Raw genomic sequence first — 22,039 nt, forward strand, 5'->3', positions numbered from 1 at the left:
CGGGGCTGCCGCCCTACGGCAGCCACGTCCGCAGATGTCCGGCCGTCTCCGGGTCCGCCGGGAGGAAGGTCTCCAGGGCGAGTTCGGAGACGGTCACGTCCATCGGGGTGTTGAAGGTGGCGATCGTGGAGATGAACGACAGCACCCGTCCGTCGTGTTCGATGACCATGGGCAGCGCGTACGGCGCGTGACCGCCGCCCGCGGCCGTCTCCCGCCCGCCCTCGGGCAGCGGGTAGGCGCTGACCTCCTCGTAGACCGCGCGGAGCGGCGCCGACCGCATGACCGCCAACTGCCGTTGCATCTGCGTCAACAGGTGCTCCCGCCACTCCAGGAAGTTGCGGATGCGCGGGGCGAGCCCGTCGGGGTGCAGGGTGATGCGCATGGCGTTCAGCGGCGGTTCCAGCAGCTTCGCACCGACGCCCGCCGTCATCGCCTGGATGCCCCGGTTCGCGGCGACGACGTGGTACGTGGCGTCGACGACCAGGGCCGGGAACGGCTCGTAGCCCGTCAGCAGCCGCTCCATGCCGGTGCGCAGCGCGTCCATCGACGGGTCGTCCAAGGGGGTCTCCGGGAAGCCGGGGGCGTAACCGGCCGCGATCAGGAGCGCGTTGCGTTCCCGTACGGGTATGTCGAGGTGTTCGGCCAGCCGGAGCACCATCTCCTGGCTGGGCCGGGCGCGGCCGGTCTCGACGAAACTGATGTGCCGGGCCGAGGAGTCGGCCCGCAGAGCCAGGTCGAGCTGGCTGACGCGGCGCCGGACCCGCCACTCGCGCAGCAGCGCGCCCACCCCCGGCGCGTCGGATGCCGTCTTCGAGGAGACCGCAGCAGTCGTCATGGCCGAACCGTAACCGATTCCGTACGGGTGCCCGGGTGTCCGGGCGTACGGGGTCGGAGGTGCGCCCCGGGCCGTGGCGCGGCGTCGCCGAAAAGTTCCCCGAGAAAGTCCCCCGAAAAATTCGTCGGTCCTGTCGATCCGGCAGTGGTCCGTTCGACGCAGGGGTGAGAGGCGGGGAACGGCCCCGCCCGCACGACCGAGGAGTCACTGTGCCGCGCTTCCTGACGCTGATCCGCATCGACGAGAACGACACACCCGAGGGCGGCCCCAGCCCCGAACTCCAGAAGCGGATGGGCGCGCTGATGGAGGAGATGACCAAGGCCGGGGTCATGCTGGACAACGCCGGGCTGACCCCCACCTCCGAGGGCACCCGGGTCACTTGGTCCGGCGGGAAGCTCAGCTCCACCGACGGGCCCTTCACCGAGACCAAGGAGGTCGTCGGCGGCTACCTGCTCATCCAGGCCAAGGACAAGGCCGAGGCGCTGGAGTGGGCCAACCGGTTCCTGCGCGCCCACGAGGAGCACTGGACCGTCTCCGTCGAGGTCCGCGAGATCGCCGCGAACTGCTGACCCGGCCGTGCTTGTCGCTCCCCGCGCACGGCTGATCTGATGGGGCCGTGACGGGAGCGGACACGGCCGACGCGGTCGAGACGGTGTTCAGGATGGAGTCCGCGCGGATCATCGCCGGTGTCACCCGCATCGTGCGGGACGTGGGCATCGCCGAGGAACTCGCGCAGGACGCGCTGGTCGCCGCGTTGGAACAGTGGCCGGAGTCAGGCGTTCCGGACCGGCCGGGCGCCTGGCTCATGGCCACCGCCAAGCACCGCGCGATCGACCTCGTGCGCCGCAAGGAGACGTACGCGCGCAAGCTGGCCGAGGTCGGGCGGACGCTGGAGGACGTGCCGCCGCCCGAACCGGCGGACGCGGAGGACATCGACGACGACCTGCTGCGGCTGATCTTCACCGCCTGCCACCCGGTGCTGCCCGCCCCGGCCCGCATCGCGCTCACCCTGCGGCTGCTGGGCGGGCTGACCACACCGGAGATCGCCCGCGCCTTCCTCGTCGCCGAGCCCACGGTGGCGCAGCGCGTGGTGCGCGCCAAACGGACGCTCGCCGAGGCCCGGGTACCCTTCGAAGTCCCGTACGGTGTTGAGCGGTCGGCCCGGCTCTCCTCCGTCCTGGAAGTCATCTACCTCGTCTTCAACGAGGGGTACGCCGCGACGGCCGGCGACGACCTGGTGCGCCCGGCCCTGTGCGAGGACGCGCTCCGCCTCGTCCGCGTGCTGGCGAACCTGATGCCGGACGAACCCGAAGTGCACGGCCTGGCGGCGCTGTTGGAGTTCCAGGCGTCGCGCATCCCCGCCCGTACGGGGCCGGACGGCGAACCGGTGCTGCTCGCCGACCAGAACCGCGCCAAGTGGAACCGTCTGCTCGTCCGCCGCGGCGTCGACGCCCTGCACCGCGCCGGGCACGGCCCCTACTCGCTCCAGGCCGCGATCGCCGCGCACCACGCGGTGGCCCTCCGGTACGAGGACACGGACTGGGCCGCCATCGCCACCCTCTACGACCGGTTGCTGGCGCAGTCCCCTTCCCCGGTGGTCGAGTTGAACCGGGCGGTCGCCGTCTCGCTGGCCGAAGGCCCCGCCGCCGGGCTTAAACTGGTGGACGCCCTGGCCGCCGACCCCGCCCTGAAGGGCTACCACCTGCTGCCCAGTGTCCGCGGCGACCTGCTGGAACGCCTGGGGAGGGCGCCCGAGGCGCGCGAAGAGTTCGAACGGGCGGCGGCCCTGGCCCGTAACGCGCGGGAACGGGAACTCCTCCTGGCCAGGGCGGCCCGCTCCGGACCCCGTACGGACTGAACGGTACGGCCGGGACGCCCGGCACCCGTACGGCCAGCGCGCTCGGGCCCCACCCGTGCCGGCCAACCGCACGGCCCGCACACCCAGCGCGCCCCCACATCACCCCAGGTCGAAGACGTTCCGCAGCCCGAGCCGATGCCGCGTCTCGTCGTGTCTTCTGAGCGGCGCGAACTCCGGAGCGCGGTACAGCGGCACGACCGTACACCGTTCCGCGGCCGAACCGGACGCGTCCAGCAGCGCGTTCACGGCCTGCCGCGCGGACGCGTTGGCGCCCTCCATCGTCGCCAGGTCGATGTCGACGGCCACGTAGTCCCCGGCGAGGAAGAGGTTGGGGATCGCCGTACGGGACGTGGGCCGGTTCAGCCAGGAGCCGGTGGGGTGGATCAGCAACTGCTCGTCGTTGGCGGGGTGCGGGGTGCCGAGCCCGGAGACCGCCGGGTCCAGGAACCAGGAGTGCAGCGTCGCGTCGCGCAGCACGGACTTGCCGGTGTCGTTGAGGCCGGCCTTCATCTGGGCCCAGACCTCCCGCGCGACCTCCTCGCGCGTGCACTGCTTGGCCGTCTTCCCGTACAGGATGCCCGGCTGGTCCCACTCCGAGATGTCCACCGACAGGCAGTCGGCGGCCTGCCCGTCGCCGTAGTCGGCCGGGAAGTCCCGGTTCTTCCAGTACTGCGCCTGGCCGACCGCGGTCAGCGACCAGGGCGAGTCGATGTGGTTGACGTGCCCGTGGATGACCGGCGTGGGCTCGGTCAGATAGAACTGGATGCCCGTCATCCAGTCGGTGGCCAGCTTGTCGCAGCGCGCCAGCTGCGGATCGGCGGCCCGTACGGCGGTGTTCCAGGTGGCACGGGCGTGCTCGACCGGCATGGCCTGCACGAAGTGGTCGGCGACGACCGCCTGCCGTGCGCCCTGCGGGTCGGTGACGACCGCCTCCGTGATCCGGCCGCCCGCCAGCCGCAGGTCCCGTACGGCCCAGCCGACCCTGAACTCCACCCCGAGCGACCGCAGATACGTCACCCACGGGTCGATCCACGCCTCGTTGGTGGGCAGGTTCAGCACCCGGTCCGGCTGCCCGTCGGCGCCCCGCCCGAGCAGGTTGAAGACGAAGGCCTCGGCGCAGGTCGCGACGGTCCGGGTGGAGGCGATCTCCGCCTTGGTCGCGACGATGTTGCGGGTCAGGCCGATGGCCAGCAGACGCTGGTAGTCGGGGGACATCGACGCGGCCCGCAGGAAGCGCCACCAGGGTGTGTGCTCCCAGACGTCCAGCCGGCGCCGGTCGCAGCTGGTGAGGAAGACCAGCAGCCGGTTGGCGAAGTACGCGATCTCGTGGGCGGGGAGGCGTGTCGCGGTGTCCAGCAGGCCGGTCAGCATGCGCAGGAACGCGTCGGGGGTGAGGACCGGCGGGGGAGTGCCGACGGCGGAGAACGGGATACGGATGTCCTCCCGGCCGGCGGTACGGGCGAACATCACCTCGGTGGAGGCCACCAGGTTGTCGTGACAGCCGTTGGCGTTGCCGGGGAACGGGATGCGGCGCAGGGTGTCCGGGAGGTTGTGGTAGATGCCCGGGATGAAGCGGAAGCCGTGCTCGCCGGGCAGCGGCTTGCGGCCGCCGCGCGCGCTGTCCGGTACGTCCATACTGCGGGCCTTGCCGCCGAGGCCCTTGGGCTTGCGCTCGTACACGGTGACCTGAAAGCCGCGTTCGGCCAGTTCGTGCGCGGCGGTCAGCCCGGCCACCCCGCCGCCGAGGACGGCCACGGTCCGGCCGGCGGCACGGTGCCGGGCGACGGACGCGGCGGCCGCCGTACCGCCGGTGCCCAGGGCGAGCGCGCCGCCCATCGCCGCCGCCCCGCCCAGGAACGTCCGCCGGGGCTGCCCGCCGCCGGTTCCGCGCGTGTGCTCCGTACGGCCTTCGGTGTCCACGGCTGCTCCCTACTACCCCCGGTAACGGACGGCCCGTCAGGCGCAGGAGCATAGAAGTGGCCCCGTGACCCCGGAAGCCCGCGGCGTGCCCGTCCGCACATTGGCGGGAAAGCGTCCTCGGCGTGCCACGCTGGAACTGCTGCAATCGACAGTGCGCGGACGGCCCGGTGGTACGGGCGGTACGCGCGGCCATGCGCTGTGACGGAGAGGCGGAGCGAGATGGACGCTCAGGTGGACCTGCTGACGGACAAGGAGATCGAGGACCGCCTCGCGGAGTTGCCCGGCTGGTCGGTGACGGACGGCAGCCTGACCCGCACCTACACCTTCGAGCGGCACCTGCCGGCGGCCGCGATGGTGATCCACGTCGCCCAGATCCAGGAGGAGCTGAACCACCACTCCGAACTGACCCTCGGCTACAACACGCTGACCGTCGCCGTGAACACCCACAGCGCCGGCCACGCCGTCACCGCCCTCGACTTCACCCTGGCCCACCGGGTCGAGGAGATCGCCACCGGCCACGGGGGAGCTGAGGGACGGGCGGCGGCGGGCCGAACGGGAGAGCTGGGCGGGCGCGCTCAGCTCTTCGCCTTCTTGGCGCCATCGGACTCGCCGGGCTCGCCGGACTCGCCGGGCCCCGCCGCCCCCTCGGACGCGTCCGCTTCCCCGCTCTCCATACGGGCCAGCTCGGCGTTGAACTGGGCGCCGCTCAGCAGGGACAGGTGGGAGAACCACAGCCATATCAGGAAGACGACGGGCCCGGCGAGCGACCCGTACAGCCGGTTGAACGTGCCCACGTACGAGGCGTAGAACGTGAACCCCGCCGAGGACACCAGCCACATCAGCACCGCCACCACCCCGCCGGGCACCGCGCACCACCCACGCGTCCGGGACGGGCCCGTACGGAAGAGCACCATCACCAGCACGACGGCCAGCAGCAACAGCAGCGGCCACTGCAACAGGTTCCACGTCTCCTCGCCCGCCTCGCCGAGCCCCAGGGCCCGCCCGGCCGCACTCGCCATCGGCGCGCTGATCAGCAGCACGACCGCACTGCTGATCAGCAGCGCCAACAGCAGCAGCGCCGTCGCCAGGATGCGCGGCGCCTTGCGCCACGGCGGCCGGTCGTCCTTGACGCGGTACATCGCGTGCAGGGCCCGCCGGAACACCGCCAGGTAGCTGCACGAGGACCACAGGGCGCTGACCAGCGCACCCCCGACCAGCATCCAGACGGCGGTCCGCTGCTGGGCCATGGTGACCAGGGCCCGGCGGACGGTGCCGCCCGACCCGGCCGGGGCGAGGGCGCTGATGTGGTTGATCAGCTCCTCGGTGGACGCGGGGTTGGCCAGGCCGACGAGCGAGATGGTGACGATCACCGAGGGCAGCAGGGCCAGCACCGAGTAGTACGTCAGGCTGGCCGCCCAGTCGGACACGTCGTCGTTCCAGATCGAGACCGGCGTACGGCGGGCCGCGGTCCGGATCCGGGGCCAGCTGGGCAGCGCGGCGCGGCGTGCGCGTGGCCTGCCGGTGCCGGCCGCGAGCATCGGTGGGTGCAGTCCGCGGTCCGTACCGCTACCGCCCATGAGTGTCCGTCCTCTCCTCGTGCCGTGCGCGCGCCGGGCGCCTCGTCCGTCTGCCCGTTTGCGCAGCGTACAAGCGTGTGTGGCGCACTCCGTCCGGTGGTGTGCCGTGGTAGGCGTCTTTCCTGCGGCCGGATCGGGTGCCGGAGGGGAATCGCCGGTTACTCCCGTATCGCGTCAAAGCGGCGCATCGCGCCCGCCTCCGGTGAAGATGGTCGGGGAAGGAAGGAGCCGGTGAGTGCCCGAACCCAGCGACGCCCTGCTGGCCGTACGTGCCGCGGAAGGGGACGAGGGGGCCTTCGAGGTGCTCGTACGCCGCCACAGCGCTCAGCTCCTGCGCCTGGCCACCCGACTGCTCGGCAGCCGTACCGACGCGGAGGACGCCGTGCAGGACGCCTTCGTGAGCGCCTGGCGCAGAATCCCGGAGTTCCGCGGCGACGCCTCGTTCGCGACCTGGATGTATCGCATCGTCACCAACCGGTGCCTGAACCTGCTGCGGGCCCGCAGACCCACCCAGGACCTCGGCTCGGTGCCCGAGCCGAGCGCGCCCGAGCACGCGTCGTCACCGGTACGGGCGGCCGAGTCGACCGCCGCCGTCGAGGCGCTGATGCGGGCGATGGACGGACTCACCCCGGAGCAGCGCGCCTGCTGGGTGCTGCGCGAACTGCACGCCCTGCCGTACGAGGAGATCGCCGCGGTGGTGGGCATCAGCCACCAGGCGGTCCGTGGCAGGGTCTTCCGAGCACGCCGCTATCTGACGGAGGCGATGGGCGCATGGCGCTAGGTGAGCACGACGACCCGATCCTGCCCTGCGGCCGCGCGCTGTCGTCCGTGTGGGAGGGGAGCGAGGCGGACGAGGCGGACGAAGCGGCTGAAGCGGGCTTCGCGGGCGGCCCGGCCGGGGACGGCGCCCTGGACGTCGGTCCGCAGGCAGGCCCGGACGCCGGTCCGCAGGGCGGTCCGCACGCCGCCCGGTGCCCGTACTGCCAGGAGGCGCTGGCGGGCCTCGGCGTCCTCGACCGCTACGTACGCGAAGCCCGGCAGACCGCGGCGGCGGGCCGCGACGAGGAGGACCGGAGCGCCGAGCGCTTCACGGCCCGGGTGATGGACCTGGTCAGAACCGAACTCCGGCCCGGCAGGACGCTGCCGCTGGGCGACCCGGAGGATGACGCGTGGATCACCGAGGCCGCGGCGGCCAAGTCCTTCCGCGCCGCCGCCGAGACCCTGCCGGACGTCCAGGCGGGCAGCTGCCGGGTCACCCTGCTCGCGCCGCGGGGGCCCATGAAGGTGGCGATCGAACTGGCGGCCGGGTACGCGTGGCCGCTGCCCGCGCTGGCCGACCGGGTACGCGAACGGGTGCGCGCGGCGGCGCGGGACGGCATCGGCCTGGAGGTCGAGGAGGTCGACGTCACCGTCGTGGACCTCGTCGAGGACGCCGCCGAGGGGGAGACGGGGGCTCCGGCGGGCATCCGGAAGCCCGCGAGGAGGGCAGGTCATGAGTCAGACCATGAGCGGTGACGCGCAGCTGCACGCGGCGGTCCTCCGTGCCGCCGCCGGGGCCGCCAAGGACACTCCCGGTGTCGCCTTCCTCCGGCCCGGCCTGGGCGAACTGCTCCGGGGGACGGTGGCACGGACGGCGGGAACGGGCTCCGGCTCCCGGTCCGCCTCGGGTCCCGGCTCCCGATCGGCCTCCGGCTCAGGCTCCGGCGTGGGTTCCTCCCCGCCCGGGCGGGGAGGCCGCGTGTCCGGCGTACGGGCCGACCACGGGCCCGGTCCCGGACCGTGGCGGATCCGCGTCCACCTGGCGGTCCGGCGAGGTCACCGGGCCCTGGACGTGGTCCGCGCGGTCCGGCCACGTGTCACGGCGGCGGTCCAGGAGGCGCTGCGGACGGCGGACGAAGCCGCGCCCGAGGTCGCCGTGACGGTGACCGTCACGGACATCACCTGAAGGCCCTCCGCCACGAAGGCCCTCCCCGCCACGAAGGCCCCCCCGTTACCAAGCCCTCCGCGCAAAAAACGTCCGCGCGAAGCCCTCCGCCGCGGCCCCGTCAGGCGAACGGCAGATTCACCCACGGCGAGGCCGGATCCTGGCCGAGCACCCGGTGCAGGTGCACCGCTTCCTGGTACGCCGTGCCGAACCAGCCGTTGTCGAAGGCCAGCGCCCGGCCCAGCGCGTACCCCCCCGAGAACTCCTGCCAGGAGCCGTACGCCGCGCGCGCCAGCTCACCGGCGCGCAGTACGGCCTGTTCGGCCTCCGGGGGCGCGCAGTAGCGGGCCCCGAGCCCCCACCGGACGAGGGCGACGGCATGCGCGTAGTCCAGGGCGACGAGCGACTTCACGTGCCCGTCCGCAGGCAGCAGCCCCTCCGTACGGAAGTGCTCCTCGTACTTCTCCACCAGCTCCGGTACGCCGCCGGGCCCGGCCTCTTCCCCACCGTCGCGGGCCCGCAGCGCGGCCTCCGTCTCGGCCGGTACGAAACCGGCGTCGAGCAACTGGCCGAGGCGCTGCTGCCAGGACGCCGGATCGGTGACCGACCACTGCTCGTGCAGCAGTTGGGCGTCGGCCGCGTAGTCGAGGAAGGCGGTGCCCAGCTCGTTCCACGGCACGCTGTGGTGCACGGCGATCGGTGCGCCGCAGGCGAGTCCTTGGGCGAGCGGACCGTGCAGCGGACCGCCGAGGTGAGTGGTGAGCAGCCCGCCGGGCCGGACACCGTACTGGGCACGGATCCGCGTCCAGGTGCCGCGGTGCGCGGCGGTGGCCGGCAGGTACGCGGCGCACGGCGTGCCCGGATTGACCGCCAGCTTCCACTTGTCGTTCGGCCAGTCCTGCGCCAGCTCCTCCACCGAGACCCGGTCGAAGAGCTGCTGAGGATGCCAGGGCGGCAGCATGCCGCGGGTCGTCACGGGGATGCACGTACCGCCGCCGGCCGGGTCCTCGTAGACCGGCAGCGGGTCCTGGCCCTGCTGGGGCACCACCAGATACAGGTCTTCACCGGCCACTGCCGCGACCTGGCCTTCCCAGTCGCCCCGTGCACCGGCCTCGCACAACCGCCGTTCCGTCTCGGTCGGCGGTATCCATCCTGGAGTTCCCACGGAGCAGAACCTTACGGTGGGCGGTCCGGCGGCCCCGGAGGCGGGGTGCTTTGCCGGTCCGGCAAGGTTGTTTGCCTTATGGCGCGCCCTGCCGGACGCTCGCACCATGACGGACCACAACCATGGCACCACCACCCCGGCACGTGGGCACGGCCACGACCACGGTCAGGGCCACGGCCACCACCACGACAACACGCACATGGACTGGGACGCCCTCGCCGCCTACCTGGAAGGCGAGGCCGAGTTCCAGACCCCGCTCCTCGAACAGGCCACCGCCTGGCTCCGGGACCTGCTGACGCGGACGTCCGGCCCCGGGCCCGACGAGGTCCGCCGGGTGCTCGACGTCGGCAGCGGCCCCGGCGTCACCAGTTGCCTGCTCGCCCAGGCCTTCCCGCAGGCCGAGATCGTGGCGGTGGACCCGACCGAGGCGCTGCTCGAACGCGCCCGGAACCGCGCCGCAGACCTGGGCCTCGGCGACCGGTTCCGTACCCGCGTGGCCGAGCTGCCCGACCACATGGACGGCATCGGGGAAGCGGACCTCATCTGGTCCAGCAAGGCCCTCCACCACGTCGGCGACCAGGCGGCCGCCGTGGCCGCGCTGGCCCGCCTGCTCCGCCCGGGCGGGCTGCTCGTCGTGTCCGAAGGCGGCCTCGCCCCCGGTTCCTGCCCCGCGACTTCGGCATCGGCCGTCCCGGCTTCCAGAGCCGTCTCGACGCGGTGCAGGACGACTGGTTCGCCCAGATGCGCGCCGTGCTGCCCGGCGCCCGGGCCGTCGTCGAGGACTGGCCCGCCCTCCTGACCGCCGCGGGCCTGCGGACCCCGCTCAGCCGCAGCTTCCTGCTCGACCTGCCCGCTCCGCTGGGCCCCGCCCAGCGCGCCCAGGTCACCGGGCTGCTCTCCCGCTTCGCCGAGAAGACCGGCGACGACCTGGACGAGGAGGACCGGGCCACCCTCACCCGCCTCCTCGACCCGGACGACCCGGCGGGTATCGCCCGCCGCCCGGACCTCTTCTGGCTCTCCGCCCAGACCTTCCACACGGCACGGGCGGCCTGATCGCACGGCTCCCTGGTGGACGTCCGCCGCCGGGCCGGCGACGCCGCCCGCGCGTCCCGCCCTGGGAGCGGCGGGACGCGACGGCACCGTCCGGCCGCCGCCCCCGTAGAGCCACGTCCATGCCCTCCGCGCACGCCCCCGTCGGTGTGCTCTCGTGCGCGGTGGGCAGGACGTGGCCGAACGGCGGCCGGCCGGTGCCGGGCGGGGTGGTGGCCCTCCCGGGCCGGGAAGACCCCCACCACCCCGCCGTGTGATCAGCTCGCCGGCCCGTGGCGAGGGCGGATGGCCGGGCCGGCGGGCTGAGCCTCAGCAGTTCAGGTAGGCGCGGTGGATCCACACCCCGGTACGGCCGCCCCACAGGTCACCCATGACCCAGGAGCCCTCGGAGCCCCGCGCGTTCATCTTCTGGCCCCGGTTGACCTGGCCCAGGACCGGGTAACCGGTGCCCGGTCCGCCGCGGTAGTTGACGCCGTTGTCGTTGACGGTGCAGACGACGGCCTGGACCGCGGGCGAGGCGGTCTGGCGGGCGGGGGCCGAACCGGCGGCGGTGGCCATGGTGCCGCCGCCGAGTGCGAACACGGCCGCGGTGGCCGCGAGAGCGGCGGCGGCACGAGGAATGCGGATCATCTGGGTCTCCTCCGTTGGGTGACTCTCGGTGCTCCGGGGCCGTCGGCTGCCCGGACCCGGCACCTTGACCTTCGTCCCGCGCCGGGCGGCGGGCCAAGGGGTTTCCCGTCCCCCGCGGGGCGTGGGAAACCGGGAAACCGGGCGTGAGCTGGGAGGGACCCGAGGAGGAGAAGCGGAGAGGGGGCGGAAAGAGCGGCGCCGCCGTCCCGGGCGAAGAGGTCGGGGCGGAAAAAGCGGCGCCGCCGTCCCGGGTGGGGCGGCGGCGCCGGAGGGTGCCGCACCGGACCGGGGTCCGGGGATGTGTCTCAGCCGTTCATGGTGTCCGGGTCCGGGCCCAGGCGGGTGCCGGAGTCCAGGGCCGCGAGGGCGGACAGGTCGGCGTCGTCCAGCTCGAAGCCGAAGACGTCCACGTTCTCCTTGATCCGGGACGGGGTCACGGACTTCGGGATGACGACGTTGCCGAGCTGGAGGTGCCAGCGGAGCACGATCTGCGCGGGGGTGCGCTCGTACTTCTCGGCGAGCCCGGTGACGGTCGCGTTCTTGAGGAGGTCCTTGCCCTGGCCCAGCGGCGACCAGGCCTCGGTCGCGATGTCGTGCCGGGCGTGGAAGGCGCGCAGCTCGGACTGCTGGAGCTGCGGGTGCAGCTCGATCTGGTTGACCGCGGGCACGACGGACGTCTCGCCCATCAGCCGCTCCAGGTGGGCGGGCTGGAAGTTGGAGACGCCGATGGCCTTGGCGCGGCCGTCCTGGTAGATCTTCTCGAACGCCCGGTATGTGTCCACGAACGTGTCCTTGGCGGGCATCGGCCAGTGGATCAGGTACAGATCCACGTACTCCAGGCCCAGCTTGCCGAGGGAGGTGTCGAAGGCGCGCAGGGTCGAGTCGTAGCCCTGCTCGTCGTTCCACAGCTTCGTCGTCACGAACAGCTCGTCACGCGCGATGCCGGAGGCGGCGAGCGCCTTCCCCGTGCCCTCCTCGTTGCCGTAGATCGCGGCGGTGTCGATGCTGCGGTATCCGGCTTCCAGGGCGGTGCCGACGGCCTTGGCGGCCTCGTCGTCCGGCACCTGCCAGACGCCGTAGCCGAGCTGCGGCATGGCGACACCGTTGTTGAGGGTGATGTGGGGGACCTTGCTCACGACGGATTCGATCCTTAGGTCGTCGTACATGTTCTCCAACGTCAACGATCATCCGGTACGGAGCATTCCCGCGCACCTTCAGAAGGTGTCGACACGTTTCGGCTCGGGTGCGGACGAGGGCGCCGGACAGGCCGTCTCGGCGGCCAGGGTGAGGGTGCCGAGGCAGAGCACGACCAGCCCCGCGACCAGTTCCAGGGCGCCCGCCAGGCCGGGCAGGCCGCGGGTGGGAGCCGAGCCGCCGCCGGACAGGGCGTCGGCCACGGCCCACGAGAGCCACATCGTTCCGCCCCACGCGAACACCGTCGCGGAGCCCAGCCAGGCCAGCGCCAGCGGCACCCGCGTACGCAGCCGCCGCACGCGCCCCCACCGGGGGAAGAGGAGGGCCGCCAGTCCGGCCGCGCCGGCCAGCGCCAGCAGGCCCTGGACCACACCGGACGTGGCCGTCACGACGCTCCGCGCGGGCAGGGCCGCCGCTCCGGGGCCCGTCGGCACGCCGAGGCCCCACAGCACGTCGACGACGCCGAGTACGGCCAGGAGCACCGCAGCGGGCACGCCGAGCAGCCGCCGTGCCGCCCGTACGCCAGGGGCGGGAGTGGGTACGTACTCCAGCCGCCGGCGCAGCAGCGCACCCCAGCGCCGGTGCGCGTAGCACCAGAAGGCGCTCAGCAGGGTCAGGCCCTCGACGATGAAGGCGCCGTAGACCAGGACGTAGACCCAGGGTTCGAGGAAGTCGCCGGACGCCATCGGGTTCGCGGCGCCGGTCAGGGCGGCGACGGCGGAACCGGTGGGCACGGTGATCATCAAGGGGGTGAGCAGCCCGGACGCCATCCACAGGGGCAGTGCGAGCAGCCAGGCGGGGGCCCGCAGGCCGGACGGGCGGGTGAGCGTGTACGCGATGGCGGCGGCCACGGCGTCCATGAGGAAGGTGACGACGTTGGCCGCGATCCAGGCGCCCCGGCCGACCCTGCCCACGTCCACGATGCCGATGTCATGGCCCAGGACCCACAGCAGCTTCAGGAGGAGGTACGGGGCGCAGGCCGCGACGGCCACGCGCCCCAGGAGGACCTGGCGGCCCACGAGCTGATCGGTGTTCATGACACGAGCCTCCCGGCGGCGCGCGGACGGCACCTCCGGCCGGGGGATGAACCGCCTCCGCCGCGCGGCGGAGGGGCGGGTGCGACCTGTAACGGCGCCCAGCACCCCTCACGTCCGGTACAGCGCCTCCACCTCCGTCGCGTACGCCGCCTCGACGGCCTTGCGCTTCAGCTTGAGCGACGGCGTCAGCAGGCCGTGCTCCTCGCTGAACTGGTGCGCCAGTATCCGGAACGTACGGATCGACTCGGCCTGCGAGACCAGCGTGTTGGCGGCCACGACGGCCCGCCGGATCTCGGTCTCCAGATCGGGGTCGTGCACCAGGTCGGTCGGCGGCAGCTCCGGCTTGCCGCGCATCCTGAGCCAGTGCCCGACCGCCTCCGGGTCCAGCGTCACCAGCGCGGCCACGTACGGACGGTCGTTGCCGACGACGATGCACTGGGCGACCAGGGGATGCGCCCGTACCCGCTCCTCCAGGACGACCGGGGAGAGGGTCTTGCCGCCGGAGGTCACGAGGATCTCCTTCTTCCGGCCGGTGATCGTCAGGTATCCGTCCTCGTCCAGCGCGCCGAGGTCGCCGGTGGCCAGCCAGCCGTCGCGCAGGACGGCGTCGGTGGCCCGGGCGTCGTTCAGATAGCCCTGGAAGACCTGGCCGCCGTGCAGCCAGATCTCCCCGTCCTCGGCGATGTGCACGGTCGTCCCGGGGACGGGGGAGCCGACCGTGCCGAAGCGGGTGCGCTCGGGCGGGTTGGCGGTGGCGGCTGCGGTGGACTCGGTCAGCCCGTACCCCTCGTAGATGGTCACCCCGGCGCCGGCGAAGAACAGCCCGAGCCGGCGCTCCATCGCCGAACCGCCCGACATGGCGTGCCGCACCCGGCCGCCCATCGCCTCCCGCACCTTGCCGTAGACCAGCTTGTCGAAGAGCTGGTGCTGCATGCGCAGCGGCGCGCCGGGCCCGGAGGCGGTGCCGAACGCCTTGTGCTCCAGCGCCTCGGCGTAGCGGACCGCCACGTCGACGGCCTTCTCGAACGGGCCGAGCCGGCCCTCCTCCTCGGCCTTGCGCCGGGCCGCCGCGAAGACCTTCTCGAAGATGTACGGCACGGCGAGGATGAAGCTGGGCCGGAACGACTGGAGGTCCGGCAGCAGGGCGGCGGCCGACAGGTCCGGCTGGTGGCCGAGCTTGACCCGCCCGCGGACGGCGGCGACCTGCACCATCCGTCCGAAGACGTGGGCGAGCGGCAGGAACAGCAGGGTGGACGCCTCGTCGCCGGGCCTGGAGTGGAACACCGTCTCGTAGCGCTGGACGACGTTGTCGGCCTCGGCCATGAAGTTCGCGTGGCTGATCACGCAGCCCTTTGGGCGGCCGGTGGTGCCCGAGGTGTAGATGACCGTCGCGGTCGCGTCCGGGGTGACCGCCATCCGGTGGCGGTGCACCACGTCGTCCTCCAGGTGCGCGCCCGCCGCCGTCAGCTCGGCCACCGGGTCGGCGTCCAGCTGCCACAGGCGGCGCAGCTGCGGCAGCCGGTCGATGACCGAGCCGACGGTCATCGCGTGGTCCTCGTGCTCCACCATGCAGGCCGAGACCCCCGCGTCGTGCAGCATCCAGAAGACCTGCTCGGCGGACGAAGTGGGATACAGCGGTACGGACTGGGCGCCCACCGACCACAGGGCGAAGTCGAACAGCGTCCACTCGTAGCGGGTACGGGACATGATCCCGACCCGGTCGCCGAAGCGGACGCCCTGGGCGAGCAGCCCTTTGGCCAGGGCCAGCACCTCGTCGCGGAACTGCGCGGCACTCACGTCCCGCCACCGGCCGGCGGCGTCCTTACGGGCCAGTGCGACCCGGCCCGGATCCGAGTCGGCATGGTCGAATACAGCGTCCGCCAACCCGCCGACGCGGGGCGCCGTGGCCAAAGGTGGGACGGTGAACTCGCGCAATGACCCAGCTCCTCGACGTGCTTCTCACCGGGCCGAGACCGTACCCCAACACCGGGGCCCGCGGGAGGGGCGTCCAGCCGGCCGGGCCGGTGGCGTAGTCGCTGGTCATGCGGCGAAAACGGGCTACTCCGGAGAAGCTTGGACATCGGCGGGGGCGCCGCGCGCCCGACGATCACGACGCCGGGACCGGATCTGCACCAAATCTCTCCGTGGCTTTCGGCACCTCTCGGCACCTCTCGGCACCTCTCGGCGTCTCCCGGCAGCTCTCCGGGGAGGGCCGGCCGCGTTGCTAAGGCAACTGCAATCGGTCGCCGCCCGCCAGTATCGCGTCGGCCAGCGCGTCTGCCGGGCCCTTGGCCGCGCCGTCCCGCTCCCCGTACAGCAGCACGAAGTCCACCCCGCCGAGGTCCGGCAGACCGGCCCGGGACGGCACCCGCACCAGACCGGGCGGGATCATGCCGAGGCTGTGCGCCATCACGCCCAGGCCGGCCCGGGTGGCCGCGATCAGGCCGTTGAGGCTGCCGCTCGTACAGGCGATGCGCCAGTCGCGGCCCTGCCGCTCCAGCGCCTCCAGCGCGCGGGCCCTGGTCACCGCCGGCGGCGGGAACACCACCAGCGGGACCGGCCGCCGGGCGTCCAGCCGCAGCCGGTCCGTGCCGACCCACACCAGCCGGTCCCGCCAGACGAGCCGGCCGGTGGGCGCCTCCGCCCGGCCGCGTGCCGGGCCGGGGCGGCGCTTGGCCAGGACGAGGTCGAGGCGGCCGGCCGCCAGCAGTTCGTGCAGCGTCCCGGAGAGCTCGACCGTCAGCTCCAGATCCACCTCGGGGTGGTCGCGCCGGAACTCCTCCAGCACCTCCGGCATCCGGGTCAGCACGAAGTCCTCGGAGGCCCCGAACCGCAGCCGGCCGCGCAGCCGCGTGCCCGTGAAGAAGCTCGCGGCCCGCTCGTTGGCCTCCAGGATGGTGCGCGCGAAGCCGAGCATCGCCTCGCCGTCCTCGGTCAGGTCCACGGCATGGGTGTCCCGGGCGAACAGCCGCCGCCCGGCCGCGTCCTCCAGCTTGCGCACGTGCTGGCTGACGGTGGACTGCCGCAGGCCGAGCCGGTGCGCGGCCTGGGTGAAACTCAGCGTCTGGGCCACCGCGAGGAACGTACGCAGCTGCACGGGGTCGAACATCGTCCCGGCCTGGTCGGTCATCGCACACCCTCACTCAGCACTCAGCGGCACCCCGTCATTCATCACACATCATGATGACAGTCACCACGGTAAGAGGGCTTCCCGATGGCTGCGGCGCCAGGCAGGGTGGAGAGGGCACCGCCCGCCCCACCCGCACCGTCAGTCCCTTCCGCTCCGTCCGCCCCCGCCCCACCCGCGAAGAGAGAACATGCGCCGTCCTCAGCTCAGCATCCCCTCCTGGCTCCCCGTGGACGGCTTCATCCTGGCCCTCGTCGGCACCGTCGGCCTCGCGGCCCTGCTCCCCGCCCGGGGCGCGGCCGCCGCCGTCGCCGACGACGCGTCGACCGGTGCCGTGGCGCTGCTCTTCTTCCTCTACGGCGCCCGGCTCTCCACCCGGGAGGCGGTGGACGGGATGCGCCAGTGGCGGCTGCATCTGACGGTGCTGGGGTGCACGTTCGTCCTCTTCCCCCTGCTGGGGCTGGCGGCCGGCGGCCTCGTTCCGTACCTCCTGACGCAGCCCCTCTACACCGGCCTGCTCTTTCTGTGCCTGGTACCGTCCACCGTCCAGTCCTCGATCGCCTTCACCTCCATAGCGCGCGGCAACGTCGCGGCGGCGATCTGCGCGGGCTCCTTCTCCAGCCTCATCGGGATCGTCGTGACGCCGCTGCTGGCGGCGCTCCTGCTGGGCGGCGACGGCGGCGGGTTCTCGGCCGGCTCCCTGGTCTCGATCGTCTGCCAGCTGCTGGTGCCGTTCCTCGCCGGCCAGCTGCTGCGCCGCTGGATCGTCGGCTTCATCACCCGCCACAAGAAGATCCTCGGCCTCGTCGACCGCGGCTCCATACTCCTCGTCGTCTACACCGCCTTCAGTACGGGCATGGTCCAGGGCATATGGCACCAGGTCTCGCCGTGGCGCCTGCTGAGCCTGCTGGCCGTCGAGGCCGTTCTGCTGGCGCTGATGCTGACGATCACGTCCTACGGTTCCAGGAAGGCCGGTTTCGCCCGCGGCGACCGGATCGCCATCACGTTCGCGGGCTCGAAGAAGAGCCTGGCCGCCGGTCTGCCCATGGCCAGCGTCCTGTTCGGCGCGCAGGCCGGGCTGGCCGTGCTGCCGCTGATGCTGTTCCACCAGATGCAGCTGATGGTCTGCGCGGTCCTCGCGAAGCGGTACGCGGCACGGGCGCCCGAGGAGCGGGAAGCCGGGGCGGAGTCCGGGGGCGGGGCCGGCGCCGAGTCCGGGGCTGAGTCCGAGGACGGGTCCGGGGTTCTGCCCGGGTCCGGCGAACGGAGGGAGGACGTGCGGCCGCGGCGCGGCGACAGCGTCGGCGCGGGCGGCTCCCGCTGACCCTCGGGGCCGCACCCCCACATCGCCCGAAATGCCGCCAACTCCCCCTGCTGTGCCGGTCGTGCGTTGACGTACACCCGGGGTTCGTGTGTCATGAGTTGGCAAAGGAATGGCAACGGGGGTCTCATGAGTCAGGGCACGAACGTCGAGAGCGACGCGCTGCGCACGTACGCGCGCGCCGCCGAGAGCGCGGCCGACCGGATCGCGAAGATCCGCAGTCGGACGGCGGCGCTGGATCTGTCGGACGGCACCTTCGGGCAGTTGCCGGAGGCCAACAGCCTGCGCGCCGACTACATCGAACAGAAGACCCAGTCGGGTACGGACCTGGAGGACAGCGCGGAGATGCTGCGCACCATCGCCGAGGCGGTGCGCGGGTCCGCGGACAACTACGACGCCAACGAGGACGAGACGGCGCGCGGCTTCGGGGGCGGTGCCTGATGGGCGTCGGTCAGGCGGCCGGCAGCGCCCTGGACCGCGTCAACTACGTCCTGGACTGGAGCAATCCCCTCGCGTCCACCCTCGACGAGGTCATCAAGGGCGTCCTCAAACAGTGCGGCGCCGACGAGTGGTTCGACTGGGTCACCGGCGACAGCGAGCTGCTGGAGAAGACCGCCCAGGAGTGGCGGGGCGCGGCCCGTGACCTGCGGGGCGTCGTGGAGGACCTGGTCGCCGAGCGCAAGTCCGTCGAGCGGGTGTGGGAGAGCGAGGCCGCCCAGGGCTTCGGCAAGACCATGACCGACTTCGAGCAGGCGCTGCTCGGTGAGGCCGACGACATGGACACCGTCGCCGAGCTGCTGGAGATGGCGGGCGCCGCCTGCGTCATCGCCGAGCAGGCGATGACGGACCTGCTCGTGGAGATCGTCGAGGCGCTGATGGTCACCGCCGCGACCACGGCCGTCCTGGCGGTGCTGACGGCGGGCGCGGCGGCGGCGATCGGCCCGCTGGCGGGCGCGGCGAACGTGGCGTACCGGGCGGCCAAGGCGACCCGGATCGCGGCGAAGCTGGCCGACAAGCTCGCCGACATCGCCCGCCAGACCCAGGCCCTGGCCAAACTCTCCCGGCTGCGCCGGTATCTGCGCGGCCTCGACCGCGCCAAGATCAAGGAGTGGAAGGGCGCGAAGTGGAAGATCGCCGGGAGTCTGCGGCGCGGTGAGATGCCCGCGGCGAGCGACATCGCCCAGTACGTGGCGTGGAAGCAGGGCAAGAACCTCGCGAAGGGGATGCTCGGCGTCGATCCGGGCGGCGCGGTGACGGGTTCCGTCGCGGAGAACGGCCCGGGGCTCGCGGAGGAGGCGTACGAGTACGGCAAGCGTCCGCCCGCGCAGAGCTTCGACGAGCGGATGGGGCAGAATCCCGACCAGGCCAAGAAGTCCGTGCGAGAGGCGTTCGGGTGAAGATCGGCGAAGTGCTCATGTCCTGGTCCGGCTTCAAGGCATGGCTGTCGCCGCCCGACCGGCACGCGCTCGCGCGCGAGGCCAAGGGGCGGGCGGCGGCGTTGCTGCCGCCGGCCGAGACGTTGGTGGACGGCCACACCGTCGAGCCGGGCGAGCGGGTCCCGGAACCTCCGGCGGCCCACCGGGTGGATGCCTTCGGCCGTCGGCCGAAGGCCGGCGACCGGCTGCTCGCCGGGGCGTGGCGCGCCGAGCAACTGCTGGACCGGATCAATCCGGTGAACGCGGCGGTGGACGCCTGGGACCGGCGGAGCGCGGACCGCGACGCGCAGTGGTACGGCGGCTGGCAGAGCGCGGCCGGGCGGCTCGCGGCTGCCCTGCGCCCGCGCACCGAGCAGAAGTACCTGTCGGTGCTGCTGCTCACCGGGGGCGGGATGCACGTGGTGCGCGTCCAGCTCTCCTCCGACGGCAAGAAGGTCGCCGGCGCGGTCGAGCACGCCTACGCCGTCGCCCGCCAGGACATCACCTGGCTGCGGGACCGCGGAGATGTGCGGCACGGCACCCACGAGATCGGCTTCGCCGACGGCTCGTGGGTGACGGTGTTCTTCCCGCTCGGCGGCTGGGGCACGCTCGTGGAGGCGTTCCCGCACCGGCTGCGGTACACCGACCCGATCGCCTGAGCGTCCGCTCCGGGGAGCCCGGGGCGGCGCGGAGCGGGCCGGTGCAGGCCGGTGCGGTACGACCGGCCCACTCCGTGACCGCCGACGGACGCGTGGGGCGTGACGGGCCGTCAGTCCTCCTCGTCCACACGGTCCAGCGGCAGGCGCAGGACGACGGGGCCGGGGACGCGTGCGTTGTCCTGTCGTACGCGTGCCAGCTCGTCGTCGTCCAACGCGCGCCCGTAGACCCGTACTTCGTCCAGGTCGCCGGAGAGCTGGGAGCGGCTGTCCGCCTTCTGGCCCGCATGAACACCGAAGACCGCATTGCGGCTCACGGAACCGGGCACGTCGGGGACCGTTCGGGTCTCGGCGCCATCGACGGTGAGCGTCAGCCGCCCGCCGGTGCGCCGCAGCGCCAGGTGGTGCCATGCGCCGTCGTTGTACGCGGTGGTGGTGGCGACCTCGGCCGTGGCCGGCGGCCGGGCACCGTCGAGCGCGGTGACGTGGGCGACGACCCGGTTACGGGCGGGGTCGCCGCGCAGCGCCACCTGCGGACTGCGGCTGCCCACCCCGCCCATCCACAGGAAGGGCTGCTCACCGGCGGTGGCGCGGTAGCGGAACCAGAGACTGCACGTGAAGTCGCCGCTGCCGAGGGGCAGCGAGCGGCGGAAGGGCAGCCGTACGGCGTCGTCCCGGCCGTCGAAGGAGAGCGCGTCGCCGAAGCGGCCCGCGGCCGGTCGGGCGCCGCCCAGGACGAGCGCCGCGCGGGCGTGCCGTCCGAGGTCCGGTGTCGTCGGATCGGGTGCGCGGCGCGGGCCGAGCCAGCCGTCGGTGAAGCGCGCGAAACGGATCTCGTCGCGGGCGTCGGCCGCGCCGCCCTCGTACAGCAGACCGGTCAGACCGGGCGCGACGGACACCAGGTCGGAGTAGCCGGACCAGTCGGTGGTGACCCGGGCGCCCCGGTCCACGCCTTCCCAGGTGCGGCCCTCGTCGTAGGAGGAGCGGATGGTCATCGTGCGGCGGCGGTCGGGGTCGGCGGGCGCGGCGAACAGCGTACGGACGGGGTGCCCGGGGTCCCGTTGGGGCAGCCGCAGCACCGAGCCCTGCACCATCGGCGCGTACAGGTCGGGCAGGGTGCGGAAGGGCCGGGCGAAACTCTCGCCGCCGTCGTGGCTGACGGCCGCCGTGCGGTGGCCGAGGTCGGTGCCGTCCTGCTCACGCGCGTTGACGTACACCGAGCCGTCGGAACGTTCCAGCAGGCTCATCTCGGACGGCTTCTGGCGGAACGTGCCGTCGGCGGCGATCGGGTAGCTGTCCACGGCGCCGACGCGCCAGTTGTCGCCGCCGTCGTCGCTGAGCATCAGTGCCGCGTGGTTGGCGGTGATCCGGCCGCCCGCGTAGCTCTCGGCGTTGACGGTGAAGACCAGGCGCCCGGCGTGCCGTCCCCGGGCGAGCTGGACGCCGTGCACGGGGCCGGTGGCGTACCAGGAGTTCCATCCGGCGGGCCGGAGTTCGGCGGTCAGGTCGCGTGGCGCGGACCAGGTGGCGCCGTCGTCGTCGCTGTACTGGAGATGCGGGGTGCGGTCGCAGGGCACGCCGCAGTTCGCGGCGTCGGGGCGGCCCTTGTTGTAGGTCTCCGCGAGCAGGATGCGGCCGGTCTCGCGGTCGACGACGGGGGCGGGGTTGCCATGGGTGTCCCCGCCGCCCTCGTTGACGATCTGGAGGGGGTCCCAGGTGCGGCCGCCGTCGGTGGAGCGCTTCAGTACGAGGTCTATGTCGCCGGCGTCGCCACAGTCCCGTACCCGGCCTTCGGCGAAGGCCAGCAGGGTGCCGTCGGCGGACCGGACGATCGCCGGGATACGGAAGCAGGCGTAACCGTGCTCCTGGGAGGCCTTGAACAGCACCTGTTGTTCGAAGCCGGTGGAAGGGGCGGCAGTGGCGGTACGGGAGGTGGCACCGGAGGAGGTGGCGGGTGGTGCCGGGCGGGCCTGGGCGGTGGCCACCGGGACGAGGACGGCGGCCGCCGTGGCGAGTGCGGCCAGGGTGCGGGCCCGGGTCCGGTGGCCGCCGTGGGCGGGACCGCCGGTCCCGGTGGCGGGTCTGCGGCGGTGGTCGTCGTGGGCGCGGAGTGGTGACGTCATGATCCGGCCTGCCCTTCGAGGCATCGGCGAGGCGTCGGGGGAGTGAAGAGAGAAGGGGAGGTGCGTGCTGCGTGCTGCGTGTTGCGTTCTCTGTTCGACATGGGACGTAGGACGTCCCATGTCCGTCTCCGGTGCGCAGGAAGCTACTGAACCCCCGTCACCGCCACAAGCCACGCGCGGCGCTTCTTCGCACCCGGCCGGATTTCC

The 22,039-nt window shown here is 73.0% G+C and carries 19 protein-coding genes and 2 pseudogenes; 11 read left to right on the plus strand and 10 right to left on the minus strand.

Features of this window, described 5'->3' with window-relative positions; genetic code table 11:
- Positions 1–13: 13 nt before the first annotated feature.
- The gene (locus ACEXOX_RS39205) at positions 14–835 is read right to left on the minus strand and encodes a helix-turn-helix domain-containing protein (RefSeq protein ID WP_406525499.1); all 822 of its coding nucleotides are present in this window, start codon (positions 833–835) and stop codon (positions 14–16) included.
- A gap of 209 nt (positions 836–1,044) precedes the next feature.
- Between ACEXOX_RS39205 and ACEXOX_RS39210 the strand changes: the two genes are divergently transcribed.
- Together ACEXOX_RS39210 and ACEXOX_RS39215 are read left to right on the plus strand one after the other, a co-directional pair.
- Positions 1,045–1,404 (plus strand): YciI family protein, encoded by a 360-nt coding sequence (locus ACEXOX_RS39210; RefSeq protein ID WP_406525500.1) that lies wholly within the window; start codon positions 1,045–1,047, stop codon positions 1,402–1,404.
- A 92-nt stretch (positions 1,405–1,496) separates the two neighbouring features.
- Positions 1,497–2,693 carry an RNA polymerase sigma factor gene (locus ACEXOX_RS39215; protein ID WP_406526613.1) on the plus strand — a complete coding sequence of 399 codons (1,197 nt, stop codon included), beginning with the start codon at positions 1,497–1,499 and terminating at the stop codon, positions 2,691–2,693.
- A 99-nt stretch (positions 2,694–2,792) separates the two neighbouring features.
- Here the strand turns inward: ACEXOX_RS39215 and ACEXOX_RS39220 are convergent, their stop codons facing one another.
- A complete protein-coding gene (locus tag ACEXOX_RS39220; protein WP_406526614.1) occupies positions 2,793–4,529 on the minus strand; it encodes an FAD-dependent oxidoreductase in 1,737 nt (578 codons plus the stop codon).
- A 303-nt stretch (positions 4,530–4,832) separates the two neighbouring features.
- Between ACEXOX_RS39220 and ACEXOX_RS39225 the strand changes: the two are divergent.
- Positions 4,833–5,135 (plus strand): annotated as a pseudogene (locus ACEXOX_RS39225) (4a-hydroxytetrahydrobiopterin dehydratase); the annotation flags it as partial.
- A gap of 53 nt (positions 5,136–5,188) precedes the next feature.
- Here ACEXOX_RS39225 and ACEXOX_RS39230 read toward each other — a convergent pair.
- Positions 5,189–6,190: a YihY/virulence factor BrkB family protein gene (locus ACEXOX_RS39230; RefSeq protein ID WP_406525501.1), complete on the minus strand. Its 1,002-nt coding sequence runs from the start codon at positions 6,188–6,190 to the stop codon at positions 5,189–5,191.
- Positions 6,191–6,425: 235 nt separating this feature from the next.
- Between ACEXOX_RS39230 and ACEXOX_RS39235 the strand changes: the two genes are divergently transcribed.
- From ACEXOX_RS39235 to ACEXOX_RS39245, 3 genes are read left to right on the plus strand one after another with little or no spacing between them, the layout of a single operon-like run.
- Positions 6,426–6,971 carry an RNA polymerase sigma factor gene (locus ACEXOX_RS39235; protein ID WP_406525502.1) on the plus strand — a complete coding sequence of 182 codons (546 nt, stop codon included), beginning with the start codon at positions 6,426–6,428 and terminating at the stop codon, positions 6,969–6,971.
- The gene (locus ACEXOX_RS39240) at positions 6,962–7,705 is read left to right on the plus strand and encodes a hypothetical protein (RefSeq protein ID WP_406525503.1); all 744 of its coding nucleotides are present in this window, start codon (positions 6,962–6,964) and stop codon (positions 7,703–7,705) included. Before ACEXOX_RS39235 ends, ACEXOX_RS39240 begins: the two co-directional genes overlap by 10 nt.
- Positions 7,683–8,135, plus strand: coding sequence for an Asp23/Gls24 family envelope stress response protein (locus ACEXOX_RS39245; RefSeq protein WP_406525504.1), 453 nt, complete (start codon positions 7,683–7,685; stop codon positions 8,133–8,135). The genes ACEXOX_RS39240 and ACEXOX_RS39245 overlap by 23 nt, the downstream gene beginning before the upstream one ends.
- 100 nt (positions 8,136–8,235) lie before the next feature.
- Here ACEXOX_RS39245 and ACEXOX_RS39250 read toward each other — a convergent pair whose 3' ends face one another.
- Positions 8,236–9,279 carry a DUF1266 domain-containing protein gene (locus ACEXOX_RS39250; protein ID WP_406525505.1) on the minus strand — a complete coding sequence of 348 codons (1,044 nt, stop codon included), beginning with the start codon at positions 9,277–9,279 and terminating at the stop codon, positions 8,236–8,238.
- A 106-nt stretch (positions 9,280–9,385) separates the two neighbouring features.
- Between ACEXOX_RS39250 and ACEXOX_RS39255 the strand changes: the two are divergent.
- Positions 9,386–10,332, plus strand: a pseudogene (locus ACEXOX_RS39255) (methyltransferase).
- Positions 10,333–10,638: 306 nt separating this feature from the next.
- Here ACEXOX_RS39255 and ACEXOX_RS39260 read toward each other — a convergent pair.
- From ACEXOX_RS39260 to ACEXOX_RS39280, 5 genes are all read right to left on the minus strand, one after another.
- Positions 10,639–10,959 (minus strand): SH3 domain-containing protein, encoded by a 321-nt coding sequence (locus tag ACEXOX_RS39260; protein ID WP_406525506.1) that lies wholly within the window; start codon positions 10,957–10,959, stop codon positions 10,639–10,641.
- 305 nt (positions 10,960–11,264) lie between these two features.
- Entirely contained in the window at positions 11,265–12,095 is an 831-nt protein-coding gene (locus ACEXOX_RS39265) for an aldo/keto reductase (protein ID WP_406525507.1), read from the minus strand.
- Positions 12,096–12,173: 78 nt separating this feature from the next.
- Complete coding sequence (locus ACEXOX_RS39270) at positions 12,174–13,190, minus strand: hypothetical protein (RefSeq protein WP_406525508.1); 1,017 nt, start codon at positions 13,188–13,190, stop codon at positions 12,174–12,176.
- Between the two features lie 108 nt (positions 13,191–13,298).
- Positions 13,299–15,101 carry an AMP-dependent synthetase/ligase gene (locus tag ACEXOX_RS39275; protein WP_406525509.1) on the minus strand — a complete coding sequence of 601 codons (1,803 nt, stop codon included), beginning with the start codon at positions 15,099–15,101 and terminating at the stop codon, positions 13,299–13,301.
- 313 nt (positions 15,102–15,414) lie between these two features.
- A complete protein-coding gene (locus ACEXOX_RS39280) occupies positions 15,415–16,299 on the minus strand; it encodes a LysR family transcriptional regulator (RefSeq protein WP_406526615.1) in 885 nt (294 codons plus the stop codon).
- Positions 16,300–16,507: 208 nt separating this feature from the next.
- Here ACEXOX_RS39280 and ACEXOX_RS39285 point away from each other — a divergent pair, with 208 nt between their 5' ends.
- The 4 genes from ACEXOX_RS39285 (at position 16,508) to ACEXOX_RS39300 (ending at position 19,712) form a co-directional block, all read left to right on the plus strand.
- A complete protein-coding gene (locus ACEXOX_RS39285) occupies positions 16,508–17,641 on the plus strand; it encodes a bile acid:sodium symporter family protein (RefSeq protein ID WP_406525510.1) in 1,134 nt (377 codons plus the stop codon).
- A 126-nt stretch (positions 17,642–17,767) separates the two neighbouring features.
- Positions 17,768–18,079, plus strand: a complete 312-nt coding sequence (locus tag ACEXOX_RS39290) for a hypothetical protein (RefSeq protein WP_385230981.1) — start codon at positions 17,768–17,770, stop codon at positions 18,077–18,079.
- Positions 18,079–19,035, plus strand: coding sequence for a WXG100 family type VII secretion target (locus tag ACEXOX_RS39295; protein ID WP_406525511.1), 957 nt, complete (start codon positions 18,079–18,081; stop codon positions 19,033–19,035). Before ACEXOX_RS39290 ends, ACEXOX_RS39295 begins: the two co-directional genes overlap by 1 nt.
- The gene (locus ACEXOX_RS39300; protein ID WP_406525512.1) at positions 19,032–19,712 is read left to right on the plus strand and encodes a hypothetical protein; all 681 of its coding nucleotides are present in this window, start codon (positions 19,032–19,034) and stop codon (positions 19,710–19,712) included. Before ACEXOX_RS39295 ends, ACEXOX_RS39300 begins: the two co-directional genes overlap by 4 nt.
- Before the next feature lie 110 nt (positions 19,713–19,822).
- Here ACEXOX_RS39300 and ACEXOX_RS39305 read toward each other — a convergent pair whose 3' ends face one another.
- A complete protein-coding gene (locus tag ACEXOX_RS39305; protein ID WP_406525513.1) occupies positions 19,823–21,832 on the minus strand; it encodes an exo-alpha-sialidase in 2,010 nt (669 codons plus the stop codon).
- Positions 21,833–22,039: the final 207 nt, after the last annotated feature.

It is taken from the genome of Streptomyces sp. Ac-502, from assembly GCF_045222935.1.
GTDB lineage: Bacteria > Actinomycetota > Actinomycetes > Streptomycetales > Streptomycetaceae > Streptomyces > Streptomyces monomycini.